Genomic DNA, 21,734 nt, shown 5'->3' on the forward strand with positions numbered 1-21,734 from the left:
AAAAAGCCACCCGGATGTTCTCCGGATGGCTTTACAATTATGATCGGCCCGAAGGCGTAAGCATTAATCAAATTTCAGGTCTAGACCTAAACCCCTCAATTCGTGGATCAACACGTTGAAAGATTCCGGAACACCTGCTTTTGGAATATTGTCGCCTTTAACGATGGCCTCATAGGTCTTAGCGCGACCAATGATATCATCAGACTTAATAGTGAGCAATTCCTGCAGGATATTAGATGCACCATATGCTTCCAGTGCCCAAACCTCCATCTCACCGAAACGCTGTCCACCGAACTGGGCTTTACCACCCAGGGGTTGTTGCGTAATGAGGGAGTATGGTCCGATTGAACGGGCGTGCATTTTGTCATCAACCATGTGGTGCAGTTTGATCATGTAAATGATACCCACTGTAGCCTTCTGGTGGAAACGATCGCCGGTTTCACCATCATAAAGATGCGTGTGACCCATCATCGGAATACCAGCCTGTGTGCAATAGTTTTCAATTTCTTCTGTAGTGGCGCCATCAAAAATCGGGGTAGCGAATTTAACGCCCAGTTTCTCACCGCACCAGCCAAGTACTGTTTCATAGATCTGGCCGAGGTTCATACGGCTTGGTACCCCAAGTGGGTTCAGCACGATATCAACTGGTTCGCCATTTTCCAGGAAAGGCATGTCTTCAGCACGAACGATTTTCGCAACGATACCTTTGTTACCGTGACGGCCCGCCATTTTATCACCCACTTTCAGCTTACGCTTAACTGCGAGGTAAACTTTTGCCAGTTTCAATACACCTGCCGGTAATTCATCTCCAATAGAGATATTGAATTTCTCGCGCTTATAGCGACCCAGTTCTTCGTTGTATTTGATGCTAAAGTTGTGCAGCAGAACATTGATCTGGCTATCGACTTTCTCATCACCTGTCCATCCCAATGGATTGATGTTCAGGTAATCGAGTCCGGCAAGGTTTTTAGCTGTGAACTTCGCGCCTTTACCGATCTGCATTTCACCAAAGTTGTTGCTAACGCCAGCTGATGGTCTTTCCTTCAGCAGGGTTTGCAGTTTACTCAGGAGAACTTCCTGCAGGTCAGATTCGTTCTTCTCGTGTACTTTCTCTACTTTCTCCAGGGCTGCCTTTTCGCGAACTTTGGTATTCTTATCTTTCTTTGCACGCTGGAACAGTTTCTTATCGATCACCACACCTTCCACACCATTCGGTGCTTTCAGGGAAGCATCTTTAGCATCACCGGCTTTATCACCGAAGATGGCACGAAGCAGTTTCTCTTCAGGAGTAGGATCGCTTTCACCTTTTGGTGTGATCTTACCAATAAGGATATCCCCTTCCTTTACATGAGCCCCTACGCGAATAATACCATTCTCATCGAGGTCTTTTGTTGCTTCTTCAGAAACGTTTGGAATATCCGGTGTCAGTTCTTCTTCACCAAGTTTGGTATCGCGCACTTCCAGTTCATATTCAGAAATATGTATAGAAGTGAAGAGGTCTTCACGAACAACTTTTTCGTTGATCACGATAGCATCCTCAAAGTTGTAGCCTTTCCATGGCATGAAGGCCACTTTCAGGTTACGACCAAGCGCTACCTCACCACCTTGTACCGCATAACCTTCTGTAAGGAATTCGCCTTCTTTCACATGCTGGCCTTTCTTAACGGCAGGCTTCAGTGTGATAGAGGTTTCCTGGTTGGTTTTCTGGTATTTGGTGAGCTTATAAATGATCAGGTCTTCTTCAAAACTTACCAGGCGTTGCTGTTCGTTGCGTTCGTAACGGATATGGATTTCATTACCGTCAACATATTCTACAACACCATCTCCTTCAGCAAGGATCTGCACACGTGCATCACGGGCAGCTTTGGCTTCAAGGCCGGTACCAACGAAAGGCACCTGTGGTTTGATCAGCGGTACAGCCTGGCGTTGCATGTTTGATCCCATCAGCGCGCGGTTGGCATCATCATGCTCCAGGAACGGAATCAATGATGCACTCAATCCAACAATCTGGTTAGGAGCAACGTCCATATATTCAACATCTGCCCTATCGAGGATCGGGAAGTCACCGGTTTCGCGGCTTACTACTTTTTCCTCCATAAATTCACCCTTTTCACTTAATGGTGAGTTGGCCTGGGCGATCTTGGCGCTATCTTCTTCTTCAGCACTCAGGAAGGTGAGTTCCTTCATGTTTACTTTACCATTCTCAACTTTGCGGTAAGGTGTTTCAATAAAGCCCATCTCATTGATCTTCGCGTGTACGCAAAGGGTAGAGATCAGACCAATGTTCGGACCTTCCGGGGTTTCAATGGTACAAAGGCGACCATAATGGGAATAGTGTACGTCACGTACTTCAAACCCTGCACGCTCACGGCTCAAACCACCTGGTCCGAGTGCAGAAATACGACGCTTGTGCGTGATTTCAGACAAGGGGTTGGTTTGGTCGAGGAACTGTGACAACTGGCTCGTTCCGAAGAAAGAGTTGATCACAGATGAAAGTGTACGGGCATTGATAAGGTCAACCGGTGTGAAGACCTCGTTATCACGTACGTTCATCCTTTCACGGATAGTACGCGCCATACGGGCCAATCCAACACCGAATTGTGCATACAACTGCTCACCCACGGTACGAACCCGACGGTTGCTCAGGTGATCGATATCATCGATCTCTGCTTTCGCGTTGGTAAGGCGTACCAGGTATTTAATGATTTCAATAATGTCTTCCTTCGTTAATACCTTATGATCCAGGGGATAATTCAGGTTCAGTTTGCGGTTAATCTTATAACGGCCAACTTCACCTAGGTCATAACGCTTATCAGAGAAGAACAGTTTGTCGATGATTCCGCGGGCGGTTTCATCATCGGGTGCATCAGCACCACGCAACTGGCGGTAGATGTGCTGAACTGCTTCCAGTTCACTGTTCGAAGTATCTTTATTCAGGGTATTGTAGATGATTGCATAATCACCACCAACGTCTTCACGCTGCAGGAAAATGCTTTTCACATCCATGTCAACCACCATGTCAATGGCTTCTTCATCAAGGATGGTATCACGCTCCAATACCACTTCATTCCTTTCGATGGAAACAACTTCCCCGGTATCTTCATCCACGAAATCTTCTACCCATGTCCTTAATACGCGGGCAGCGAGTTTCTTACCAAGGAATTTCTCCAGTGCTTTCTTTTCACCCTTCACTTCGTCGGCCATGCCGAAAAGTTCCAGGATGTCTTTATCTGTTTCAAAGCCGATGGAACGCAATAATGTCGTTACAGGGAACTTTTTCTTACGGTCAATGTAGGCATACATCACGTTGTTGATGTCTGTCGCAAATTCCATCCATGCACCTTTGAAAGGGATCACACGGGCAGAATAGATCTTGGTACCATTCGGGTGAATGGACTGTCCAAAGAACACACCGGGTGAACGGTGTAACTGCGATACCACAACACGCTCAGCGCCATTGATCACGAAAGTACCACGGGGGGTCATGTATGGGATATTTCCCAAAAACACGTCCTGTACAATAGTCTGGAAATCAACGTGCTCTTCGTCATTACAACTCAGGCGCAGTTTTGCTTTCAGGGGAACAGCATAAGTAAGACCACGTTCCATACACTCTTCGATCGTATAACGGGGAGGATCAATGAAATAATCAAGGAACTCCAATACGAAAATGTTGCGGGTATCGGTGATCGGGAAGTTTTCCTTGAACACCTTGAACAAACCTTCGTTGTTACGTTTGTCGGGAGTAGTTTCTAATTGGAAGAAGTCTTTAAACGATTGAATCTGCACTTCCAGCAGGTCAGGAGCTTCAGCGAGGTGTTTGATCTTACCAAAGTTGATCCTGGTGTTCTGTTTAGTTGAAGACATATGTATTTTAAACCGGTTTTAAAGCTTTTTAATAAACGTCGACAGTATATATCCGTTGGGTAAATAGGTCCCCAGTGCGCTGATTGTAAGGAAGTTACATAAAAATGGCCATTTCATAACCTCCCCAGATAATTAGCCGAACATATTAAAACGGACGGCAAAGGTAGGGATTTGGGGAGATAAGAACAAGAAATTTTGTGGTGTGAATAGTGAATTGTGAATGGTAAATAGGAGGAGCCTGCACATTTAACATTCACAATTCACCATTCACCCTACTGCTGCCTCCCGCTCTCCACCAGGCCGGCAATGGTTACAAAAACCGCCGAAAAGCCTAAAAGGATAGCAAGGTTGGTCCAGACCGCCGGAAGCCCGCCATTACGGAGGAAAATGGTATTGATAGCATCAAGGGCCCAGTGTAGGGGCGAAACTTTGGCCAGTTGCTGCAACCCGGCGGGTAAGATTTCCACAGGAACCCAGATTCCGCCAATGGCTGACAATATCACAATGGATATTGCCCCGAATGGCAGGGCCTGGTTAGGGGTTTGGAACAGGGCGCCAATACAAACCCCATAAGCTGTTGCAGTAATGGCAATGACCATGGCAGTCACCAAAAGTGTCAGCGGGGCCTGGCCCATATACAAATGCGGTAGACCCAGTTTCGGCAAAATGGCCCAGCCTGCCAGCAGCATACCGTAAAACTGGGCAACGCCCAGCAATACATAAAAAGACAACCTGCCAAACAGGATGGAAAAATAGGAACCGGGTATCAGCCTGATCCGCATCAGGCTCCCCTCTTCGCGCTCCCTGATCGTATTCCCGGCAATGGGTATGATGATAAAAAACAGTCCGAATATGGCCCAGGCCGGTACATTATGCTGTACCGAATTGGTGTTCAGGTTCACTTTGCTCTGCCGGTCGGCAGAAAATTCTTTAATACTGACTGCCTGCATTTTTTGCTGCAGGTCAAATTCAGGCGATGGACTGCTGTCGCCACCGGCGCTATTCATTCGGTCCGACAGGCGGCCCATGATCATCTCAGCCTGCACTTTGGTCAGCTGCTTATCCAGTGCGTTCAACAGTGAAAGTTTCATGGCCTGTTTGGTGACCGGGTCAAAATATATCTCCAGGTTGGCGGAACGCGTTTCACGCTCGGGCAATTTGCCGGCCGCCCCTAATCTTTTACCCATATCATTGGCTACCTGGTTGGCGCTGTTCACGACTTCGGCAGTAATGCCTTCCGGAACGATAATGGCGATTTTGAAAGTGCCGGATTGTACCAGTTCCCTGGCCTTGATTTCATCCAATGGTTTGTTCTCATAACTGCTCACCAGCCTGAATTGCGGGATGGACATAAGTCCATCTTTCATTTTCTCGGCAAGCCGGCCATTATCCTTATTTACCCAAAGCACATCAAACCTGATATCCTGGTATTCCCTGAAGGGTGCGTCCTGAATCAAAGCCATGATAATGGTTAGGACCAGGGGCATCAAAAATAATAACGCCACTCCCGCCAGGTCTTTCCGGAACAGGCGGAACTCATTGATCAGTGTGGCGATAATCTTGCGCATATTAATCTCTTACGGTATAACCGGTAAGGTGAAGGAATACCTGTTCAAGGCTGCTGCACTGGTTCTTTTCCATCAGTTCTGCCGGATTGCCTTTCACCACAAGTTTACCATGGTCTATGATGGCTATTTCATTACAGAGCTGCTGGGCTTCCTCCAAAAGGTGCGAAGTATATAAAATCGAGTGACCCTGCCCGTGATATTCCTTCAGGAATTGCAGGATCATGTTCCGCGACTGCACATCAACACCGGCTGTCGGCTCATCCAGTATAAGCAACCGGGGTTCGTGCAACAGGGCTGCTATAATATTGGCCCGCCTTTTCATGCCGCCGGAAAAATGGCGGATTGCTTTATGCGCACTTTTCTCCAATCCGAACAGGTGCAGGTAGCGGCCTGTTTTCTGCCTGATGGCTGCATTCGTTAACCCGTATAATTTACCTATGTATTCCAGGTTCTCTGTGACCGTTAAGGTGGGATAGAGCGCAATGGATTGGGGGACTACGCCGATTCTTTTTTTTATCTCTTCCTTGTCTTCTGCGATATCATAGCCCAGAACTTTTACACTGCCGCTATCGGCTTTCACCAATCCGCATAAGATAGAAATGGTTGTCGTTTTACCGGCACCGTTAGGTCCGAGTAAACCGGCAATAATATTTCCCGGGAAATCGATGGTCAAACCGCTTAAGGAAGGCTCTGAGGCCTGGCGGTAAGTTTTATACAATTGGCTGATCGCTAACATAAGGCAGTGGACTGCACGCTTACAGTAGTTTTTTTAACCGGGTAAAGAAGTCTTTTTCTTTTGCAGAAATTGCGATGAGCATATCACCGAGTTCATTGTAAGAGGACCGGTTACCCGATCTGTCTTTCATAACCCTTGCAGCAGCATAAGCAAAATTCCTCCACTCGTCGCCAATCTTCGTCATTTCTGCTGACATAGCCAATAATGCATCATTTTTAGTGATGACTGCAGCTTCCTGCAAAAAGGCCGCATATAAGAAACGGAATCCTGCGCCGCCGGTCCCGATCTCTTCCTGCATCCTGATGATATTACCGGTAAACAATGCTGCCCTCCGGGCATCGAGTTTCTGCGGATAAGTTTTTATCCGCCTGCCTAAGAAGGCAATACCCCTGTACCCAAAAAATGGCGGTGGTGACTGCAGCATGAAAAAACAGGTTTTCTTCATCCCGCTGACAATTGCGGCTGACAGGTCTTTTTTGCCGGATGCCTTCACGGGGTAATACATTTTACCGTTTGGGGCTGGGAACCCTTTCGCGAAACGGGCTTTCTCCAGGTCTTCTGCGGAAAGCCTTGTAGCAGTTTCCATTACAGGGTCGCTGATCAGGTATTCATTGTTTTCCTTGCCATAGGCAATTAAGTTGTGCCCATTAAAATGAAAGCGAAATGCCGGTGGAAAATAACTCAGGTAATACACGCTCGATTGCATGCCAACGGGTTTATTCGCTGCAAGTGCATCATCAAGAGCAGCCATTCCTTTTTCGGGTGAAGAAAAGGAGTCCACCTTCATGGTTATGCCCAGCTCCTTACAAACCCTTTTGAAAATATAACCGGGCCAGATCCTGAATGTGGTACCTGGTACACCGTTCACTTTTATAAAAGGAAGGTGCCCGAAAAACAAACCTGCACCGATGCCGAAAATCAGTGGTTCGGTTAACTCAATGCCGTAATGTCGAAGCAGGCTAAGGGTTACACCACTTTCACAGTGTGCAGATTGCTGGTGGCTAAAATTCTCAATTTTCATTGTGGGTAACCGGTTGCATTATTGCTGTCCGGGAAAATGCTCGAGGTCTTCAACTGGTATGTTGAAAACGGAAGCATATTGCTGCAATTTTTTTTTGGATAATTTCTTAAACGAAGCGGGCTGGAGGTGGCGTTTGACAAAAAACTTCCAGATGCCTACATACTGCGCAAGCGTTGACAAGTCCATTAAACTTTTCTCCATGTAATAAGCAATCGGGCTCAGTTCCCCGGAGATTACTTTTTTGCGGGTTTGTTCAATTTTATCATCAATATCATCCCAGGCCTGGCTCATTGCCAGGTTTTCAGCATCCCAGCCGGCATACTTGGTGGTTTCATATTTACCGCTTTGGTCAGTTACATACAAAACCTTCACCAGGCTGTTGTCCTGGCCATGAATGATTTTCCTGTCTTGCGGAACTTCGTCTTTATTCATAGTAATTAAACTACAGTAAAGTGTGCATATATATAAGAAAATCTCGCACTTTCCGGTATCATCACCAAAAGAGTATCCCCTTTTTTCAGTTTGCCTCCATTGAACATTTCTTCCAGCATCAGGAAAGGGGAAACACTGCCTACATTTCCTACCCGGGTCAGGTTAGTAAACCATTTTTCAGAAGGTACGGGTAGCCCTATTTTTTCCTGTTCTTTCATGATGATATCACGGAAATATTCTGAAGACAAATGCGGAAGGTACCAGGTGATGCCTTCAACAGTCAGCTTATGTTTCTCAAATACTTCTTTCATGAACAATCCGCCCATTGGCACAATTTTCACTCCCAGTAATCGGGTATCCTGCTTGAAAGAAAAAATACTCTGGTTGCCCCACTCTTCAGGAGTAAACTCGGGGAAACCGGTAAGTGTACCATTCGGATTGCGGATTGCGCCTGAATACATACAGGTGGGCAGTTCATTTGCATATGACTTGATATCTATGAAATCAACCCGCAGGGAAAGGCCTTCTTTATTTGGTGCATTTTGCACCAATGCCGCCCCGGCCCCATCGCTCAGCATCCAGCGCATGAAGTCTTTTTCAAAGGCGATGATAGGGTTGGACTCCAGCTCTTTCAGTTTTTCCGCTTCAGCATCAAACTTATCATGGCGAAGCCAGGTAGATACTTTTTCAGAAGCAAATGCTACCGCGTTATTAATGTCGCCGTTCTTTACAGAAAGGAAGGCATATTTCAAGGCCTGGAAACCCGAAGCGCAGGAACTGCTGAGGGAAGCAATTTCAATGGGCGGGCAGCCAAGCTCACCATGCACCATAGCAGTATGGCTTGGCAACAACTGTTCAGGCGACATAGTGCCGCCTGTTAATAATTCAATATCATTTTTAGTAATAATGTCATCAAATAATCCTTCGATAGCCTTTGCAGCAAGCTGTGCATTGGTATGGGTACTTTTTCCATTTTTATCAATGGCATAATAACGGGAAGTGATCTTATTATTTCCAAGGATTTTCAGTCTTGCGCGCGAAGGTTTGCCATCCACCATTCCCAGGTAAAGTTCTATATCATCATTACTAACCGGATCATTGGGTAAAAACTTTGACAACCTGTTTACATACACATCTCCCATAATTGGTTCAAATTTGGATTCTTCTGCAATATTAAATAGTCATTTCAGATAACCCCACTTTCATAGCGAATACCTTTAAAATAATTTAGCTGCCGGCGGAATGTCTTCTTCTTAAACAAGCTGATAAGCCTTGCAGTTAATCCGGATATGGGGGAAAGAACAAAGATTCCTGTCAGCAATAATCTTTTAAAGAGTTTTACGCGGGGCATCCTTGCAGGATTTCCCCTTTCCCCTTTTTCACGGATATAAGTAGCGAATTTCCTGAAATTGGTAATTGCTCTTTTTTCAAGTACGATAAGGGTTGGCTTTAGATGCACTGCGCCCGAATCGAGCAGTTTTTGCTGCAAATTATCAAATTGGCCGGTTTTAAGTGCATCCAGTATAATTGGGCCGAAACGGCTGGCGCCTTCGATATCACGTGTTTGTACACCAGCTTCTGGCAGCAGGCCTTTTGCCTCTTTCCGCCCGGTGAAAGTCCACCGTATTATTGTAAACAGGCTGATTAAATTGTGGTTGGTATCGGCCAGGACGATATTGCCTACATGCCGGGCCCCGATTTTTTGCAAAGCACCTTTTACTTTTTCCTGGGCATTGAGCCACATATTACGAGAGCCGACAACAGTAATGACCGGTTTACCCGAAAGTACTGCTGCATAGCTGCTTTGCAGGAAGCTGGATGTTGGGATGGATGGCGATAAAAACCAGGGCTGGTACCCAAATATTACCAGGTCATAGGTTTTATCAGGAATTTGCAGGGGTTTTAATTCAACCGGAATTTCCTTTACACACTCGGGCATAGCATCAAAGAATTGCTCTGAGGTCCAGGGAAAAGGAAAATCCTGCACCGGTTTATATTCAACTGTGGTTATCTCGGCTTCATTTGAAACAAGTTTCAGCATATTCCGGATAATATCACTTAATTGCCCGCTTTGTGTATAATAAATAACTAAAATATTCTTCGATGCCATAGATCATTATATAACTGCCCAAGTTAAATAATTCCATGGTTTCCCCCCATCCATTACATTTTTTTTTCCTGCAGGGCACGCTAATACTAAATATGGCTATTTTTGAGAACATTAATCAAAACGCCTTGAATGGAAGATTTTAAACGTGCTTTGAAACTGCAGATAATTGAAGCACTTAGCCTGCAGGGTATGCAACCTGAAGAGATAGACGATGATGCACCCCTGTTTGGCGACGGACTTGGTTTAGACAGTATAGATTCCCTTGAAATGATTGTATTACTGGAACGCAATTATGGAATTAAAATAGAGGATCCGCGCGAAGGTCGCCGTGTATTTGAATCAATACAGGTAATGGCAGATTATATCCAGGCCAACAGAAAAAAATAAGACATGCGCAGCGTGTATGTGACTGGTATGGGAATTATTTCCGCCTTGGGAATTGGCGTAACTGAAAACCGGTCTGCGTTATTAGCCATGCAATCCGGCATTTCGCATTCGAGCCACCTGAACAGTCTACTGAAAGACAAATTGCCGGCAGCAGAGATAAAAGAAGATACTGCGACCTTACATAATTTACTCAGGTACCCTGGTCAATTATTTCCCAACCGGTTGGTCAGTATGGCCGCACTAGCTATGGAAGAGGCGCTCGGTGAAACTGCATATCAACCAGGAATGGGTAAAATGGGTTTCATCAACGCAACATCTGTTGGTGGCATGGCCGATGTTGAAGACCATTACACTGAATTGGTCGATCCTTCAAAAAGCGAAGCAGCTATTAACCTGCTTGGTGATACACTCGATTGCGGACACTGCACAGAGGAACTAGCCCGGCATTTTCACCTGGCCAGGTTTATCGGAACCGTCAGTACTGCCTGTTCTTCTTCAGCTAACGCGCTGATGTATGGCGCCCGGCTGATCAGGAACGGAGTATTGGATGGTGCAATTTGTGGTGGCGCAGATACCCTCACCCGCTTTACCCTGAACGGCTTTAACAGCCTTAAAAATATTGACAGGAACCCATGCAAACCATTTGATGCCAACAGGAACGGACTTAATCTTGGTGAAGGTGCGGCTTACCTGGTTTTGGAATCAGAAGAAATGATGTACGCATCGGGTCGGAAACCGCTTGCGGTATTCAGCGGATTCTGCAATTACAATGAAGCCTTTCACCCGACATCACCATCACCCGAAGGAGAAGGCGCCTACCGGGCCATGAAAGGTGCCATTGAAATCGCCCAATTAAAAACCAGTGATATTTCCTACATCAATGCACATGGTACAGCTACCATCAACAATGATATTGCTGAAGCTATAGCCATGAAAAAATTGTTTGGGGAAAATATGCCTGCGTTCAGTTCTACAAAATGTTATACGGGTCATACCCTGGCAGCCGCGGGAGCCATTGAAGCCATATTTTCAGTATTCAATATCCGGCATAATGAGTTGTACCCGGTTTTAAATTTTGAAACACCAATGCCTGAGATAAAGCTATTACCCCTGACGGCAGTAAAAGAGCATACCTCAATTGAACATGTGTTAAGTAATTCATTTGGATTTGGCGGCAATAATGCCAGCCTCTTATTCAGTAAATATGCTTAGCCCGGTTTATATACGATCTGCCCGTGCGATCTGCGCACAAGACACCTTCGGCAATAATGATTTGCCCGGGGAACTGACGGAAGCAACAGGCAACAGTTTACATTACCTGCACCCGGATTACAGTAAATATTTTACGATCATGCAGCTGAGGCGAATGAGCCGTGTAACACGCACGGGCCTTGTTGCGGCAATTGAGAGTCTTGCTGATGCCGGCATAAAAAAACCTGAAGCAATCATCACAGGAACCGGTAAGGGCAGCATTTATGATACCGAAAAATTCATCCAGAATATCCTCGAATTCCATGAAGGCACATTAAATCCCACCCCGTTTATCCAGTCAACTTATAATTCATTAAACGGATTAATAGGATTGCAATACGGTGCAAGTTGTTACAATACAACTTATGTCCATCGTGGATTTTCGCTGGAGCTGGCCCTTACCGATGCAATGATGCTTTTACAGGAAGGGGAAATTGAACAGGCACTTGTAGGATGTTTTGAAGAGATATCCCCGGAACATTATATCATTAAGCAAAAACTGGGTGCATGGAAAAAGGAACCGGTTTCCTGCAGGGAATTGATTGCGTCAAAAACTACAGGCAGTATAGCCGGCGAGGGTACATTCTTTTTTGTAGTACAAAAAAACAAAGCGGGTGCGCTGGCAAAACTGAGTGGATTACGGATGTTATTTGAGCCAACAGTTGCTGCAGTTTTAGATGAACTGACCAGCCTGTTAAAGGAGCACCACCTGCGAAGGGAAGATATTGACCTGGTTATACTGGGATATAACGGGGATGTGCGGCATAATCATTACTACGATGCAGTATTGGCTGCCAGTGATACCAGCACTTGCATACAATGCTTTAAACCTGCCTGCGGGGAATTTGACACTGCGGTTGGTTTTGCAGTATGGATGGCAGCTTGGGCAGCCCAACGCCAACAGGTTTTTCCCAGCCTTACCATCAGGCCCGCAATGAAGGGTCCCATAAAAAATATAATCATCTACAATCATTACCAGGCAAAGGACCATGTGCTTTACCTGCTGCAGCAGACAGAAGATTAAGATCCAGGACACAAAAAAAGCCGCAATAAAATTGCGGCTTAATTATTCAGGTTGAACAGGATTAGTTGATTTCTACATCAGCACCTGCTTCTTTCAGTTTGTTAGCGATATCATCAGCTTCTGCTTTAGATACACCTTCTTTAACTGCTTTAGGAGCACCGTCAACTAGTTCTTTAGCTTCTTTCAGTCCAAGACCAGTAAGGTCTTTAACGATTTTCACTACGTTCAGTTTAGAAGCACCACCGCTTTTCAGGATTACATTGAAAGCAGTTTTTTCTTCTACAACAGCTGCGCCAGCGCCTTCTGCTGCTACTACTACTGCAGCTGCAGCAGGTTCGATACCGTACTCGGATTTCAGAAAATCAGCCAGTTCCTGTACTTCTTTTACAGTGAGGCTTACCAGTTGTTCAGCTAATACTTTTACGTCTGCCATGGTTTAAAATTTTTACCGTCTTCACAGCCTGTTGCTCCGACGGCAGGTTTTAAAAAAATTCTAAAATACACCCCTTCAGGCAGGGGAATTATTTGTTGTTAAAAAATTATTCTGCAGGTGCAGCAGGTGCTTCCGGAGCAGCTGGTGCTTCAGGTGCTGGTGCAGCTTCTGCAACAACATCCGCTTTTTTACCTTTTTCGAGCAAAGCAGCGATAACGCGCTGTGCAGGAGCTTGCAACAGGCCAATAACCTCACCAATGAGTTCATTTTTGGTTTTGATTTTGGTCAGGGCTTTCAGTTGGTCATCGCCGATATATACATCTCCGTTGATAAAAGCTGCCTTCAATACCGGACGTTCAGTCTTACTTGACGTACGGAATGAAGTGATGATCATCGCCGGATCTTTGGGATTTTCACTGAATAACAATGCAGTTACATTGTTCAGTGCTTCATAAACACCGCTGTATTTTTCAGCGTCCAGTGATTCCAGTGCCTTTTTGATCAGGGTGTTCTTAGCTACTTTCATTTCCACCTGCTTATCAAAGCAATGGCCACGAAGCTTAGTCACCTGTGCAACGGTAAGGCTTTCTGTATCGGTGATATAAAAATTATTGTATTGAGAGAACTTGCTTTTCAGCAGTTCAATCACTTCTTGTTTTTGATCTTTAGTCATACCGCAAAATTTATTTCTGCCTCTTAAAGGAGAACGGTTTGTAAATTAGTGAATGAATGTTTTGGTGTCGATGATGATACCCGGACTCATTGTGCTGGCCATGCTAACGCCTTTCAGGTAAGTACCTTTGGCAGTAGCTGGTTTCAGTTTAATGATAGCGTTGATCAGCTCCTGGCTGTTCTCGGCAATTTTATCCGGACCAAAACTTACGCGACCGATGGAAGCGTGAACGATACCTGCTTTATCAACCTTGAAAGCAATTTTACCGCCTTTCACTTCATTAACTGCGCCAGCAACATCGTTGGTAACTGTACCGGTCTTAGGGTTCGGCATCAGGTTACGTGGTCCGAGTACTTTACCCAGTTTACCGATTTTCGGCATCACTGAAGGCGTAGCGATGATTACATCGATATCCGTCCAGCCGCTTTCAATCTTCTGGATAAACTCATCTAAACCAACCAGGTCAGCACCTGCTGCTTTAGCATCGTTCTCTTTATCTGGGGTACAAAGTACAAGTACACGTTTTGTTTTACCTGTACCATGCGGAAGGGTAACTGTACCGCGAACAGCCTGGTCGGCTTTCTTCGGGTCAACACCCAAGCGGATATGCAGGTCAACAGAAGCATCGAACTTTGCGATATTCACTTCCTTCACGAGTGAAGAAGCTTCTTTCAGTGAATAAATTTTATTGGAATCAACCTTAGGGTTAACTGCTTTTCTTTTTTTAGTGATAGCCATTGCTCAAAAGTTTTTGTGTTTCACAATTAATTTTCCCATGGAGCAACACCATCAACAGTGATGCCCATGCTACGTGCTGTACCGGCTACCATTTTCATGGCACTTTCCACGGTGAAGCAGTTCAGGTCAGGCATTTTATCCTTCGCAATTGCTTCTACCTGGGCCCAGGTAACTTTTCCAACTTTTGAACGGTTAGGCTCTTTAGAACCACTCTGCAGTTTAGCAGCTTCCAGTAATTGAACAGAAGCGGGAGGGGTCTTAATAATAAAGTCAAATGACTTGTCGGAGTACACTGTAATTAATACAGGCAGTACTTTCCCCATTTTGTCCTGGGTTCTTGCATTGAACTGCTTGCAGAACTCCATAATGTTCACGCCCTTAGAACCGAGGGCTGGACCGATGGGGGGTGCAGGGTTGGCTTGTCCGCCTTTACACTGCAACTTTACGAAACCGGAGATTTCTTTTGCCATTGTAATATGTTTTTTTGGTGATAGCGCCTTTCTCAAATAAACTGTAAGTAATTGACTAACAGCTTCTAAGGATTGGCTCCCAAATCCAATTCGAAAAAAGAACTAATGATTGGGGACGCAAAGTTAAGCAAATAACCAGATTTGACAAATAAAAAAGCCACCATCAGGTGGCTTTTTCTGGTATTATGATCAATCAGGATAGTTTCTCTACCTGCATATAATTAAGTTCAACCGGTGTAGACCTACCGAAGATCTTAACAGTGACTTTCAGTTTTTTCTTCTCGTCGTTCACTTCTTCGATAATACCGTTGAAGTCATTGAATGGACCTTCAATGATCTTAATGGTTTCTCCGACGATGAATGGTTCGCTCATGCTCATACCTCCTGCTTCGCTCATCTCGTCCATTTTACCCAGCATCTTGTTCACTTCTGCCTTACGGAGAGCAATAGGGTTTTCCTTTCCAAGGAAATGGATTACATTACTGGTATTCTTGATGGTATCGCGCAGGTCATCACTCAATTTTCCTTCAACGATTTCGATCATTACATAGCCAGGGTAATAGTTACGTTCGCGCATTACTTTTTTACCGTTCTGCACTTTATATACTTTTTCCACCGGAAGAAAGACCTGCCTAACCACTTCACTCCATCCACCGCGGCTGATTTCCTTATCCAGGTATTCTTTGACCTTACGTTCCTTGCCGCTTACGACACGCAGCACATACCATTTGGTCTCTTGTTGGTTAACGATTTCTTCCATTATGCAAAGAATGAATAGATGAGTTTCAATAAAGAATTTGAAGCGAAGTCCATCAGCCAAACGATCAGGGTGATCAGCAGCGATGCTACCAATACAATAATGGTAGATTGTTGCAGTTGAATCCAGGTAGGCCAGGTCACTTTTTCAACCAGCTCCTTATAAGACTCGCTGAAGTATGAAGTTATTTTATTCATTCAAAAAAATTTTATGGCTCGGTTTCAGGATACCAGATTATGAATATAAGTTAACAGAAACAAAAGAACTCAATAAGCCGGAGACTTATTGAGCCGCTGCAAAGTAATGAATTACTGTCAACTTGCACGGGCAACAGGATTCGAACCCGTATCAAAGGTTTTGGAGACCTCTATTCTACCATTGAACTATGCCCGTAAAATGAAAGTCAAAAGTAAAAATTCAAAAGTAAAGAGGGGTTTAACCTCTTTTACTTTCAAATTTTTACTTTGTATTATGCTGAAAATTACTTCAGGATTTCAGTTACCTGTCCGGCACCTACGGTACGGCCACCTTCGCGGATAGCGAATTTCAGACCTTTTTCCATAGCAATCGGTTGAATCAGGGTAACTTTCAGGTTGGTGTTATCACCAGGCATCACCATTTCAGTTCCTTCAGCAAGTGTACACTCACCAGTTACGTCAGTTGTACGGAAGTAGAACTGAGGGCGATACTTGTTAAAGAACGGAGTGTGACGGCCACCTTCTTCTTTGCTCAGTACGTATACTTCACCACGGAATTCAGTGTGCGGGGTAATTGAACCTGGCTTACAGATTACCATACCACGACGGATTTGTGATTTTTCAATACCGCGGAGCAGCAGACCGGCGTTATCCCCAGCTTCACCTTCATCCAACAGTTTTTTGAACATCTCAACACCGGTAACGGTAGAAGTCATGGCAGCTGGCATAAGACCTACGATCTCAACACCTTCACCAACTTTAATACGACCGCGCTCGATACGACCGGTAGCAACAGTACCACGACCTGTGATAGAGAATACATCCTCTACAGACATCAGGAATGGCATATCAACCGGGCGAGGAGGCAATGGAATATAGCTGTCAACAGCTTCCATCAGCTCATCGATTTTCTTAACCCACTTTTCTTCTCCAGCCAATGCGCCGGTAGCAGAACCCTGGATGATTGGGGTATTGTCACCATCGAATCCATAAGAACTCAACAGGTCACGGATTTCCATTTCAACCAGTTCCAGCAATTCAGGATCATCAACCAGGTCAACTTTATTCATGAATACAACGATCTGAGGTACACCTACCTGGCGGGCCAGTAGGATGTGCTCTTTCGTTTGAGGCATTGGACCATCGGTAGCAGCCACAACCAGGATCGCGCCGTCCATCTGAGCAGCACCGGTAATCATGTTCTTCACATAATCAGCGTGACCAGGACAGTCAACGTGAGCATAGTGACGGTTAGCTGTCTGATATTCAACGTGTGCAGTATTAATAGTGATACCACGCTCTTTTTCTTCGGGCGCACCATCAATTTCATCATACTTCTTCGCTGTAGCCAATCCTTTAGCTGCAAGGATAGAAGTAATAGCTGCTGTCAAGGTGGTTTTACCATGATCAACGTGGCCAATAGTACCTACGTTAACGTGGGGCTTTTCCCTCTTAAAGGTCTCTTTTGCCATTTTATTTGTTTTTAAGTTGTCTTTTAAAATTGGAAGTCCCGAGGGCCTTCATATAATTTTGTGCCTGCAAAGATACAGAATAGCAACCGCATAGCCTGCCTGGCACATTTCAACATTTTGATTCAACTGACCCCCGAAAAATTGCTACACTTCACAAAGCATATAAGAACAGTTCGGTTTTCAGCTCTTAAGAGCCGTTAGTGAGAATCGAACTCACGACCTCTTCCCTACCAAGGAAGTGCTCTACCACTGAGCTACAACGGCGTAAAAACGGTTAGTTGTGGTCGCAAACTAAAATCTGAGCGGAAGACGAGTCTCGAACTCGCAACCTATAGCTTGGAAGGCTATCGCTCTACCAATTGAGCTACTTCCGCTTATTGTTTTCCTTGTCAACACCTGAAAAACTAAATGCACTCCCGGGAATGCTGTAAAGAACTTTTGCCTCCGCCCTTGCATTTACAAGGATTGGAAACGTGGGCAGGAGAGGATTCGAACCTCTGAAGTCGAAAGACAGCGGATTTACAGTCCGCCCCATTTGGCCGCTCTGGAACCTGCCCTATTTTACGAGAGCCACTTGTCGGAATCGAACCAACGACCTACTGATTACAAATCAGTTGCTCTACCAGCTGAGCTAAAGTGGCGCATAAAAAAACAGAAAAGAACTACCCCTTTTTTGATTCGGGATGGCAAAGGTAAAAGAATTTAAGAAATACAAAAATTTTGAAAACCTTTTTTTTAAAAAAACAGGAGAACACAGGCCAGGCAAGCATTTCCACAGAAAAATAGGCACAAAAAAAAAGGTGTCTGACTCTTTTTGGGGGTCAGACACCTTTTTGGGGGCTTTTTTTATACCGCGTATTGTTTTTGTTTTTTACGTTTAATCTGGTTTACCAGGGAATCAAGCGCACAGTCAAATGACTCTTCAAATGATTTAGAACTTGCTTTAACAAAGAAATCGTGTTTCGGCACGTGCACCCTGATCTCCGCTACCTTGTCTTTAATGTTATGCACTACATTGTCTAATTTCAAATAAACATCCACTTTAATAATCCGTTCATGAAATGTTTCCAGTTTGCTTAATTTGTTGGTAACATACTCCACGAGTTTTACATCTGCATCAAAGTGTACAGTTTGAATGTTAACGTTCATAGCAATCACGTTTTTACGAGTGAACAATAAATAAAAGAGCTTTCTGAATATTTTTGTTATCCATTGGCTATTGGTTCTGTTGCTATGAAGATAATATAATGATCCCCATTTTCCAAGAATGCCTGCTTATTTTTTTTATTTCACAAACCATTCACATACAACAAATTAGATTAATGTTTAGCCCTTGGGGTGAGCCTTTTTGTGGACTTCCTTCAGTTTGCCGATAGTTGTATGCGTATACACCTGTGTTGCAGCTAAACTGGCATGCCCCAGCAGTTCTTTTACAGCATTCAGTTCCGCACCGTTATTGAGTAAATGGGTGGCAAAACTGTGTCGCAGGATATGCGGGCTCCGTTTACTCAGGGTAGTGAAATTGCCCAGGTAGCCTTTTACAATGCGGTATACATATTGGGCATAAAGGGGTTTCCCCTTTTCGGTAAGCAGGACATGATTGGTATCATATGTTTCCCATTGCGTCGCCTTCATGGCTTCATATTTCCTGATTTCCTCCAGCAAATCCTCCTGCACGGGAACAACTCTCTCCTTATTGCCTTTCCCCAGCACCTTAATGGAGCGCGTATAGGTGCTCACCTGACTTTTCTTCAGGGTAACAAGTTCAGTCAATCGCATACCAGTCTGGTAAAACAGGCGCAAAATAAGAGACGTAGTCAGGCCTTTCCAGCCATCTCCAAATGAACTGCCGTCAAATAACATCGCTGCCTGCCGTTCTTCCACATACACCGGCAGTTTCTTACCGGCTTTTGGCGCCGCCAGGTTGTTTACAGGCGAAACCCTGATCACCCCTTTTTTCAATAAATATTTATAAAATGAACGTAGTGAAGATAATTTCCTGCTGATGGTACGTGGTGATACCCCGGCGCTTCCCTCCCTTTGTGCCGAAAGCCAGCTGCGCACCATAGCTGTACTGGCCAATTCAAATTTATTAAGCTCATATTCCCTGGAGAGATAAACAGAAAACTGCAGCAGGTCATCGTTGTAAGCCCTGACAGTGTGGTCGGAATACCTTTTTTCAAAACGGAGGTATTGCAGGAAATCGAGCAGCAGGCGGTCTTCTGGTAGTTGCATAGAAAAGGGATAGCAGCAAAGCTACTACTTTGCTGCTATCCCATAACACTATGAAAAACAGAATTAACTGTTATTATTCGAACTTTCCGGTAGCGAGTTGTTGCTTATAAACTGCTTTCAACACTTGTGCACGACGTTTAATAGACGGCTTGGTGAATGATTGACGCTCTCTCAGTTGCAACAGCACTTTAGCCTTCTCAAATTTCTTTTTGTACTTCTTGAGGGCCTTGTCGATGTTTTCACAATCTTTTGAATCGATGATCAGCATGGTAATATACCTCCTTTGGTAATTTTTTGGACGGCAAAGATAGGAAAGAATACATTTTATCCAAATCATTTTTCTTTCTGCAATTGCGGGTAGCCTATATTTGCTGACTGCCTGATTGTATATGAGAAAATTATGTACTTATTTGATTATCATCTTGTTGGCTAATGTTTCTTTCCTTTTTAGCCCAAGGGAATTTCCGGCAGATGCTATTCATAAATGGGGAGATTTTTATATCCGGCTCAACCAGAAAATGGGCGTTCGTGTAAACGGAGACGCATTTGCCTTCGTTTCCCTGGCCATTAAACCCTCCATTTTAACTGAAAAAAACCAGCTCCGGCAATCAAGGCCAGGCTATATTTTTGCGGGAAACCTGCTGGGATCTGTTATTTATGGTTGCACCTACCCTTTCCGTGATAAACTGGAAAAGTTCTTCCAGGCCAGGATTGCTGATAAATATCCCACGAAAGAAAAAGAAAAAATAGCGCGCTGGTTTGCATTTTACAGCGCTTTTGTACTTCTCAACATTGTCGTTCTCGTTATTTCATTATCCCTTTTTGATAGCCTTGTTACCCATTTCATCGGACCCTGGAAAGTTGGTTCTATCCGATACCTGTTCCTCTTCCTGTTGGTTGACAACCCGGTCACTAAACTTTTCTTCTGGTCACCCCACGTGCAGGTTTTTAATATCCTTACACCATTGTTGTTGTTGTATGCGGGAATGCAGGTATCTAAATACGCAGGCAATAAGTTGCGGTTATTCCTGCTATGCGGGGCCTCTGGCATTTTGCTGCTTTTCTATGGTTCCTTTTTAATGTTATGTCCTGTTTTGCTTTTCGGATACTGGAACTACCTGAGACTTACAAACCAGTCCTATAGGTGGCAACAGGCTTTTACCCTATTCATAATGACTTTCTGCTTTGCATTGCCTGTGATTTTATGGATAGGTTATTTAAAATTGCATGGCGTTCCATTTTACAGTGCAGAAGTGGCAGAATACCGGCAATTTATATGGATAGCAGACAGTTTACAACAATCAGCAGGGGACTTTTTTTCCGCTTTGTATACCAACAGTATATTATTTATGCAAAGCATGGGTAGCCTGCTGGTGCCTGCATTCTTCCTTGTATCTGCAATTTTATATTGCAGTATCAATATAGGTACGACATCCTTACATACTATCAGTGCTAAACTCTCCCGTCAAGCTGCACAGCAAATGGCTTTCACCTTTGGTACCTGCCTGCTTTTTTTCTGGTTGCTGGGCTATTACGCCGATCGTCTGGCCCTAAGCTTTGCACCCCTTATTTATTTTCTGGCTGCGCTTTATTTAAACTCTAGTAATCCTGGCTGGCAATTCACCCTCTTTTTATGGATACTGGCCCTGGTATGGCATGTATTGCTAATTTTCGGCAACCCTACCTATTTTAGCCCGGGATATTTCAACTAAATGGTTCATGCTTTATTAACTGTTAATTTGCGCTTATGTTTACCGGAATAATAGAAGCCATTGGAAGGATCGAGAAAATAGAAAAGGATGGAACAAATGCCATCTTCTGGATCAGCTCCCCTATTGCACATGAATTGAAGATAGACCAGAGTGTTTCGCATAATGGTGTGTGTTTAACTATAGATGCTCTTGAAGAAGAAAGGTCAAGGGTTACTGCCATTGCTGAAACCCTGCAAAAAACTAACCTGGAATCCTGGAAAGTCGGCGACAAGGTTAACCTTGAACGCTGCATGCTTCTGAACGGACGCCTTGACGGACACATAGTTCAGGGGCATGTGGATTGCAGGGCAACCTGTATTGCTAAAAGGGATCGCCAGGGCAGCTGGGAATTCAGGTTCAGGTTCCCCGAAGAATTTGCTGCTTTCGTTATCGAAAAAGGATCCATCAGTATCAATGGGACAAGCCTGACCATTTTTGATGTTTCCGAAAATGAATTTACTGTGGCCATCATTCCTTATACCTATACCCATACCACTTTCAGTGACACAGAGGAAGGCACACTGGTAAACATAGAATTTGATCTTATCGGGAAATATGTAAACCGAATAGCCCAGGTAAAAGGCATGCAGTAAGCGGGTAACCCTTCTGCAC

General features: G+C 44.5%; 22 protein-coding genes and 5 tRNA genes. 5 read left to right on the forward strand and 22 right to left on the reverse strand.

Features of this window, described 5'->3' with window-relative positions:
* Window positions 1-63: 63 nt before the first annotated feature.
* From rpoB to LAQ65_RS18540, 7 genes are all read right to left on the reverse strand, one after another.
* Complete coding sequence (gene rpoB / locus LAQ65_RS18510) at window positions 64-3,867, reverse strand: DNA-directed RNA polymerase subunit beta (protein WP_224118502.1); 3,804 nt, start codon at window positions 3,865-3,867, stop codon at window positions 64-66.
* Between the two features lie 272 nt (window positions 3,868-4,139).
* Window positions 4,140-5,435 carry an ABC transporter permease gene (locus LAQ65_RS18515; protein WP_224118503.1) on the reverse strand — a complete coding sequence of 432 codons (1,296 nt, stop codon included), beginning with the start codon at window positions 5,433-5,435 and terminating at the stop codon, window positions 4,140-4,142.
* A gap of 1 nt (window position 5,436) precedes the next feature.
* Entirely contained in the window at window positions 5,437-6,171 is a 735-nt protein-coding gene (locus LAQ65_RS18520; RefSeq protein WP_224118504.1) for an ABC transporter ATP-binding protein, read from the reverse strand.
* Between the two features lie 19 nt (window positions 6,172-6,190).
* Window positions 6,191-7,192, reverse strand: a complete 1,002-nt coding sequence (locus LAQ65_RS18525; RefSeq protein ID WP_224118505.1) for a BtrH N-terminal domain-containing protein — start codon at window positions 7,190-7,192, stop codon at window positions 6,191-6,193.
* An 18-nt stretch (window positions 7,193-7,210) separates the two neighbouring features.
* Window positions 7,211-7,624, reverse strand: a complete 414-nt coding sequence (locus LAQ65_RS18530; protein ID WP_224118506.1) for a hypothetical protein — start codon at window positions 7,622-7,624, stop codon at window positions 7,211-7,213.
* Window positions 7,625-7,629: 5 nt separating this feature from the next.
* Entirely contained in the window at window positions 7,630-8,766 is a 1,137-nt protein-coding gene (locus LAQ65_RS18535) for a beta-ketoacyl-ACP synthase III (protein ID WP_224118507.1), read from the reverse strand.
* A 44-nt stretch (window positions 8,767-8,810) separates the two neighbouring features.
* Complete coding sequence (locus LAQ65_RS18540) at window positions 8,811-9,734, reverse strand: hypothetical protein (protein ID WP_224118508.1); 924 nt, start codon at window positions 9,732-9,734, stop codon at window positions 8,811-8,813.
* Between the two features lie 129 nt (window positions 9,735-9,863).
* Here LAQ65_RS18540 and LAQ65_RS18545 point away from each other — a divergent pair, with 129 nt between their 5' ends.
* The 3 genes from LAQ65_RS18545 to LAQ65_RS18555 are packed head-to-tail and all read left to right on the forward strand — an operon-like array spanning window position 9,864 to window position 12,396.
* A complete protein-coding gene (locus LAQ65_RS18545; protein WP_224118509.1) occupies window positions 9,864-10,121 on the forward strand; it encodes a phosphopantetheine-binding protein in 258 nt (85 codons plus the stop codon).
* Window positions 10,122-10,124: 3 nt separating this feature from the next.
* The gene (locus tag LAQ65_RS18550) at window positions 10,125-11,333 is read left to right on the forward strand and encodes a beta-ketoacyl-[acyl-carrier-protein] synthase family protein (RefSeq protein WP_224118510.1); all 1,209 of its coding nucleotides are present in this window, start codon (window positions 10,125-10,127) and stop codon (window positions 11,331-11,333) included.
* Entirely contained in the window at window positions 11,326-12,396 is a 1,071-nt protein-coding gene (locus LAQ65_RS18555; protein ID WP_224118511.1) for a beta-ketoacyl synthase chain length factor, read from the forward strand. The genes LAQ65_RS18550 and LAQ65_RS18555 overlap by 8 nt, the downstream gene beginning before the upstream one ends.
* A 61-nt stretch (window positions 12,397-12,457) precedes the next feature.
* Here the strand turns inward: LAQ65_RS18555 and rplL are convergent, their stop codons facing one another.
* The 15 genes from rplL to rpsU all read right to left on the reverse strand — a co-directional run bounded on the left by rplL (window position 12,458) and on the right by rpsU (window position 19,708).
* A complete protein-coding gene (gene rplL, locus LAQ65_RS18560) occupies window positions 12,458-12,829 on the reverse strand; it encodes a 50S ribosomal protein L7/L12 (RefSeq protein ID WP_224118512.1) in 372 nt (123 codons plus the stop codon).
* Window positions 12,830-12,935: 106 nt separating this feature from the next.
* Window positions 12,936-13,502, reverse strand: a complete 567-nt coding sequence (gene rplJ, locus LAQ65_RS18565) for a 50S ribosomal protein L10 (protein WP_224118513.1) — start codon at window positions 13,500-13,502, stop codon at window positions 12,936-12,938.
* 45 nt (window positions 13,503-13,547) lie between these two features.
* Window positions 13,548-14,240 (reverse strand): 50S ribosomal protein L1, encoded by a 693-nt coding sequence (rplA, locus tag LAQ65_RS18570; protein ID WP_224118514.1) that lies wholly within the window; start codon window positions 14,238-14,240, stop codon window positions 13,548-13,550.
* A 26-nt stretch (window positions 14,241-14,266) separates the two neighbouring features.
* Window positions 14,267-14,710, reverse strand: coding sequence for a 50S ribosomal protein L11 (rplK, locus tag LAQ65_RS18575; RefSeq protein ID WP_224118515.1), 444 nt, complete (start codon window positions 14,708-14,710; stop codon window positions 14,267-14,269).
* 193 nt (window positions 14,711-14,903) lie between these two features.
* Complete coding sequence (gene nusG, locus LAQ65_RS18580) at window positions 14,904-15,470, reverse strand: transcription termination/antitermination protein NusG (RefSeq protein ID WP_224118516.1); 567 nt, start codon at window positions 15,468-15,470, stop codon at window positions 14,904-14,906.
* Window positions 15,470-15,664 carry a preprotein translocase subunit SecE gene (gene secE / locus LAQ65_RS18585; RefSeq protein WP_224118517.1) on the reverse strand — a complete coding sequence of 65 codons (195 nt, stop codon included), beginning with the start codon at window positions 15,662-15,664 and terminating at the stop codon, window positions 15,470-15,472. Before secE ends, nusG begins: the two co-directional genes overlap by 1 nt.
* Window positions 15,665-15,789: 125 nt before the next feature.
* Window positions 15,790-15,860: transfer RNA gene (locus LAQ65_RS18590), tRNA-Trp, on the reverse strand.
* A gap of 88 nt (window positions 15,861-15,948) precedes the next feature.
* Window positions 15,949-17,136 (reverse strand): elongation factor Tu, encoded by a 1,188-nt coding sequence (gene tuf, locus LAQ65_RS18595; protein WP_224118518.1) that lies wholly within the window; start codon window positions 17,134-17,136, stop codon window positions 15,949-15,951.
* 192 nt (window positions 17,137-17,328) lie between these two features.
* A tRNA-Thr gene (locus tag LAQ65_RS18600) sits at window positions 17,329-17,400 on the reverse strand.
* A gap of 37 nt (window positions 17,401-17,437) precedes the next feature.
* A tRNA-Gly gene (locus LAQ65_RS18605) sits at window positions 17,438-17,510 on the reverse strand.
* Window positions 17,511-17,610: 100 nt separating this feature from the next.
* Window positions 17,611-17,693, reverse strand: a tRNA-Tyr gene (locus LAQ65_RS18610).
* Window positions 17,694-17,704: 11 nt separating this feature from the next.
* A tRNA-Thr gene (locus LAQ65_RS18615) sits at window positions 17,705-17,777 on the reverse strand.
* Between the two features lie 205 nt (window positions 17,778-17,982).
* Window positions 17,983-18,285, reverse strand: a complete 303-nt coding sequence (locus tag LAQ65_RS18620; RefSeq protein ID WP_224118519.1) for an HPF/RaiA family ribosome-associated protein — start codon at window positions 18,283-18,285, stop codon at window positions 17,983-17,985.
* A gap of 177 nt (window positions 18,286-18,462) precedes the next feature.
* On the reverse strand, window positions 18,463-19,371 hold the full coding sequence (locus LAQ65_RS18625) for a tyrosine-type recombinase/integrase (protein WP_224118520.1): 909 nt from the start codon (window positions 19,369-19,371) through the stop codon (window positions 18,463-18,465).
* A gap of 73 nt (window positions 19,372-19,444) precedes the next feature.
* A complete protein-coding gene (gene rpsU, locus LAQ65_RS18630) occupies window positions 19,445-19,708 on the reverse strand; it encodes a 30S ribosomal protein S21 (protein ID WP_224118521.1) in 264 nt (87 codons plus the stop codon).
* 73 nt (window positions 19,709-19,781) lie between these two features.
* On the opposite strand from rpsU, the gene LAQ65_RS18635 reads away from it, so the two are divergent.
* Together LAQ65_RS18635 and LAQ65_RS18640 are read left to right on the forward strand one after the other, a co-directional pair.
* Window positions 19,782-21,083, forward strand: coding sequence for a hypothetical protein (locus LAQ65_RS18635; RefSeq protein WP_224118522.1), 1,302 nt, complete (start codon window positions 19,782-19,784; stop codon window positions 21,081-21,083).
* Window positions 21,084-21,118: 35 nt separating this feature from the next.
* Entirely contained in the window at window positions 21,119-21,715 is a 597-nt protein-coding gene (locus LAQ65_RS18640; protein WP_224118523.1) for a riboflavin synthase, read from the forward strand.
* The last annotated feature ends 19 nt before the right edge of the window (window positions 21,716-21,734 follow it).

It is taken from the genome of Flavihumibacter profundi (genome assembly GCF_020076305.1).
GTDB lineage: Bacteria > Bacteroidota > Bacteroidia > Chitinophagales > Chitinophagaceae > Flavihumibacter > Flavihumibacter profundi.

What these genes read in the sequence shown, in the direction of transcription:
- secE (WP_224118517.1), bottom strand. Translation starts at nt 15,664, where the DNA reads ATGAATAAAATAACTTCATACTTCAGCGAGTCTTATAAGGAGCTGGTT.
- LAQ65_RS18540 (WP_224118508.1), bottom strand. Translation starts at nt 9,734, where the DNA reads ATGGCATCGAAGAATATTTTAGTTATTTATTATACACAAAGCGGGCAA.
- LAQ65_RS18550 (WP_224118510.1), top strand. Translation starts at nt 10,125, where the DNA reads ATGCGCAGCGTGTATGTGACTGGTATGGGAATTATTTCCGCCTTGGGA.
- rpoB (WP_224118502.1), bottom strand. Translation starts at nt 3,867, where the DNA reads ATGTCTTCAACTAAACAGAACACCAGGATCAACTTTGGTAAGATCAAA.
- rplK (WP_224118515.1), bottom strand. Translation starts at nt 14,710, where the DNA reads ATGGCAAAAGAAATCTCCGGTTTCGTAAAGTTGCAGTGTAAAGGCGGA.
- LAQ65_RS18515 (WP_224118503.1), bottom strand. Translation starts at nt 5,435, where the DNA reads ATGCGCAAGATTATCGCCACACTGATCAATGAGTTCCGCCTGTTCCGG.
- nusG (WP_224118516.1), bottom strand. Translation starts at nt 15,470, where the DNA reads ATGGAAGAAATCGTTAACCAACAAGAGACCAAATGGTATGTGCTGCGT.
- LAQ65_RS18555 (WP_224118511.1), top strand. Translation starts at nt 11,326, where the DNA reads ATGCTTAGCCCGGTTTATATACGATCTGCCCGTGCGATCTGCGCACAA.
- LAQ65_RS18545 (WP_224118509.1), top strand. Translation starts at nt 9,864, where the DNA reads ATGGAAGATTTTAAACGTGCTTTGAAACTGCAGATAATTGAAGCACTT.
- rplA (WP_224118514.1), bottom strand. Translation starts at nt 14,240, where the DNA reads ATGGCTATCACTAAAAAAAGAAAAGCAGTTAACCCTAAGGTTGATTCC.
- LAQ65_RS18520 (WP_224118504.1), bottom strand. Translation starts at nt 6,171, where the DNA reads ATGTTAGCGATCAGCCAATTGTATAAAACTTACCGCCAGGCCTCAGAG.
- rpsU (WP_224118521.1), bottom strand. Translation starts at nt 19,708, where the DNA reads ATGATTTGGATAAAATGTATTCTTTCCTATCTTTGCCGTCCAAAAAAT.
- tuf (WP_224118518.1), bottom strand. Translation starts at nt 17,136, where the DNA reads ATGGCAAAAGAGACCTTTAAGAGGGAAAAGCCCCACGTTAACGTAGGT.
- LAQ65_RS18535 (WP_224118507.1), bottom strand. Translation starts at nt 8,766, where the DNA reads ATGGGAGATGTGTATGTAAACAGGTTGTCAAAGTTTTTACCCAATGAT.
- rplJ (WP_224118513.1), bottom strand. Translation starts at nt 13,502, where the DNA reads ATGACTAAAGATCAAAAACAAGAAGTGATTGAACTGCTGAAAAGCAAG.
- LAQ65_RS18525 (WP_224118505.1), bottom strand. Translation starts at nt 7,192, where the DNA reads ATGAAAATTGAGAATTTTAGCCACCAGCAATCTGCACACTGTGAAAGT.
- LAQ65_RS18625 (WP_224118520.1), bottom strand. Translation starts at nt 19,371, where the DNA reads ATGCAACTACCAGAAGACCGCCTGCTGCTCGATTTCCTGCAATACCTC.
- LAQ65_RS18620 (WP_224118519.1), bottom strand. Translation starts at nt 18,285, where the DNA reads ATGAACGTTAACATTCAAACTGTACACTTTGATGCAGATGTAAAACTC.
- LAQ65_RS18640 (WP_224118523.1), top strand. Translation starts at nt 21,119, where the DNA reads ATGTTTACCGGAATAATAGAAGCCATTGGAAGGATCGAGAAAATAGAA.
- rplL (WP_224118512.1), bottom strand. Translation starts at nt 12,829, where the DNA reads ATGGCAGACGTAAAAGTATTAGCTGAACAACTGGTAAGCCTCACTGTA.
- LAQ65_RS18530 (WP_224118506.1), bottom strand. Translation starts at nt 7,624, where the DNA reads ATGAATAAAGACGAAGTTCCGCAAGACAGGAAAATCATTCATGGCCAG.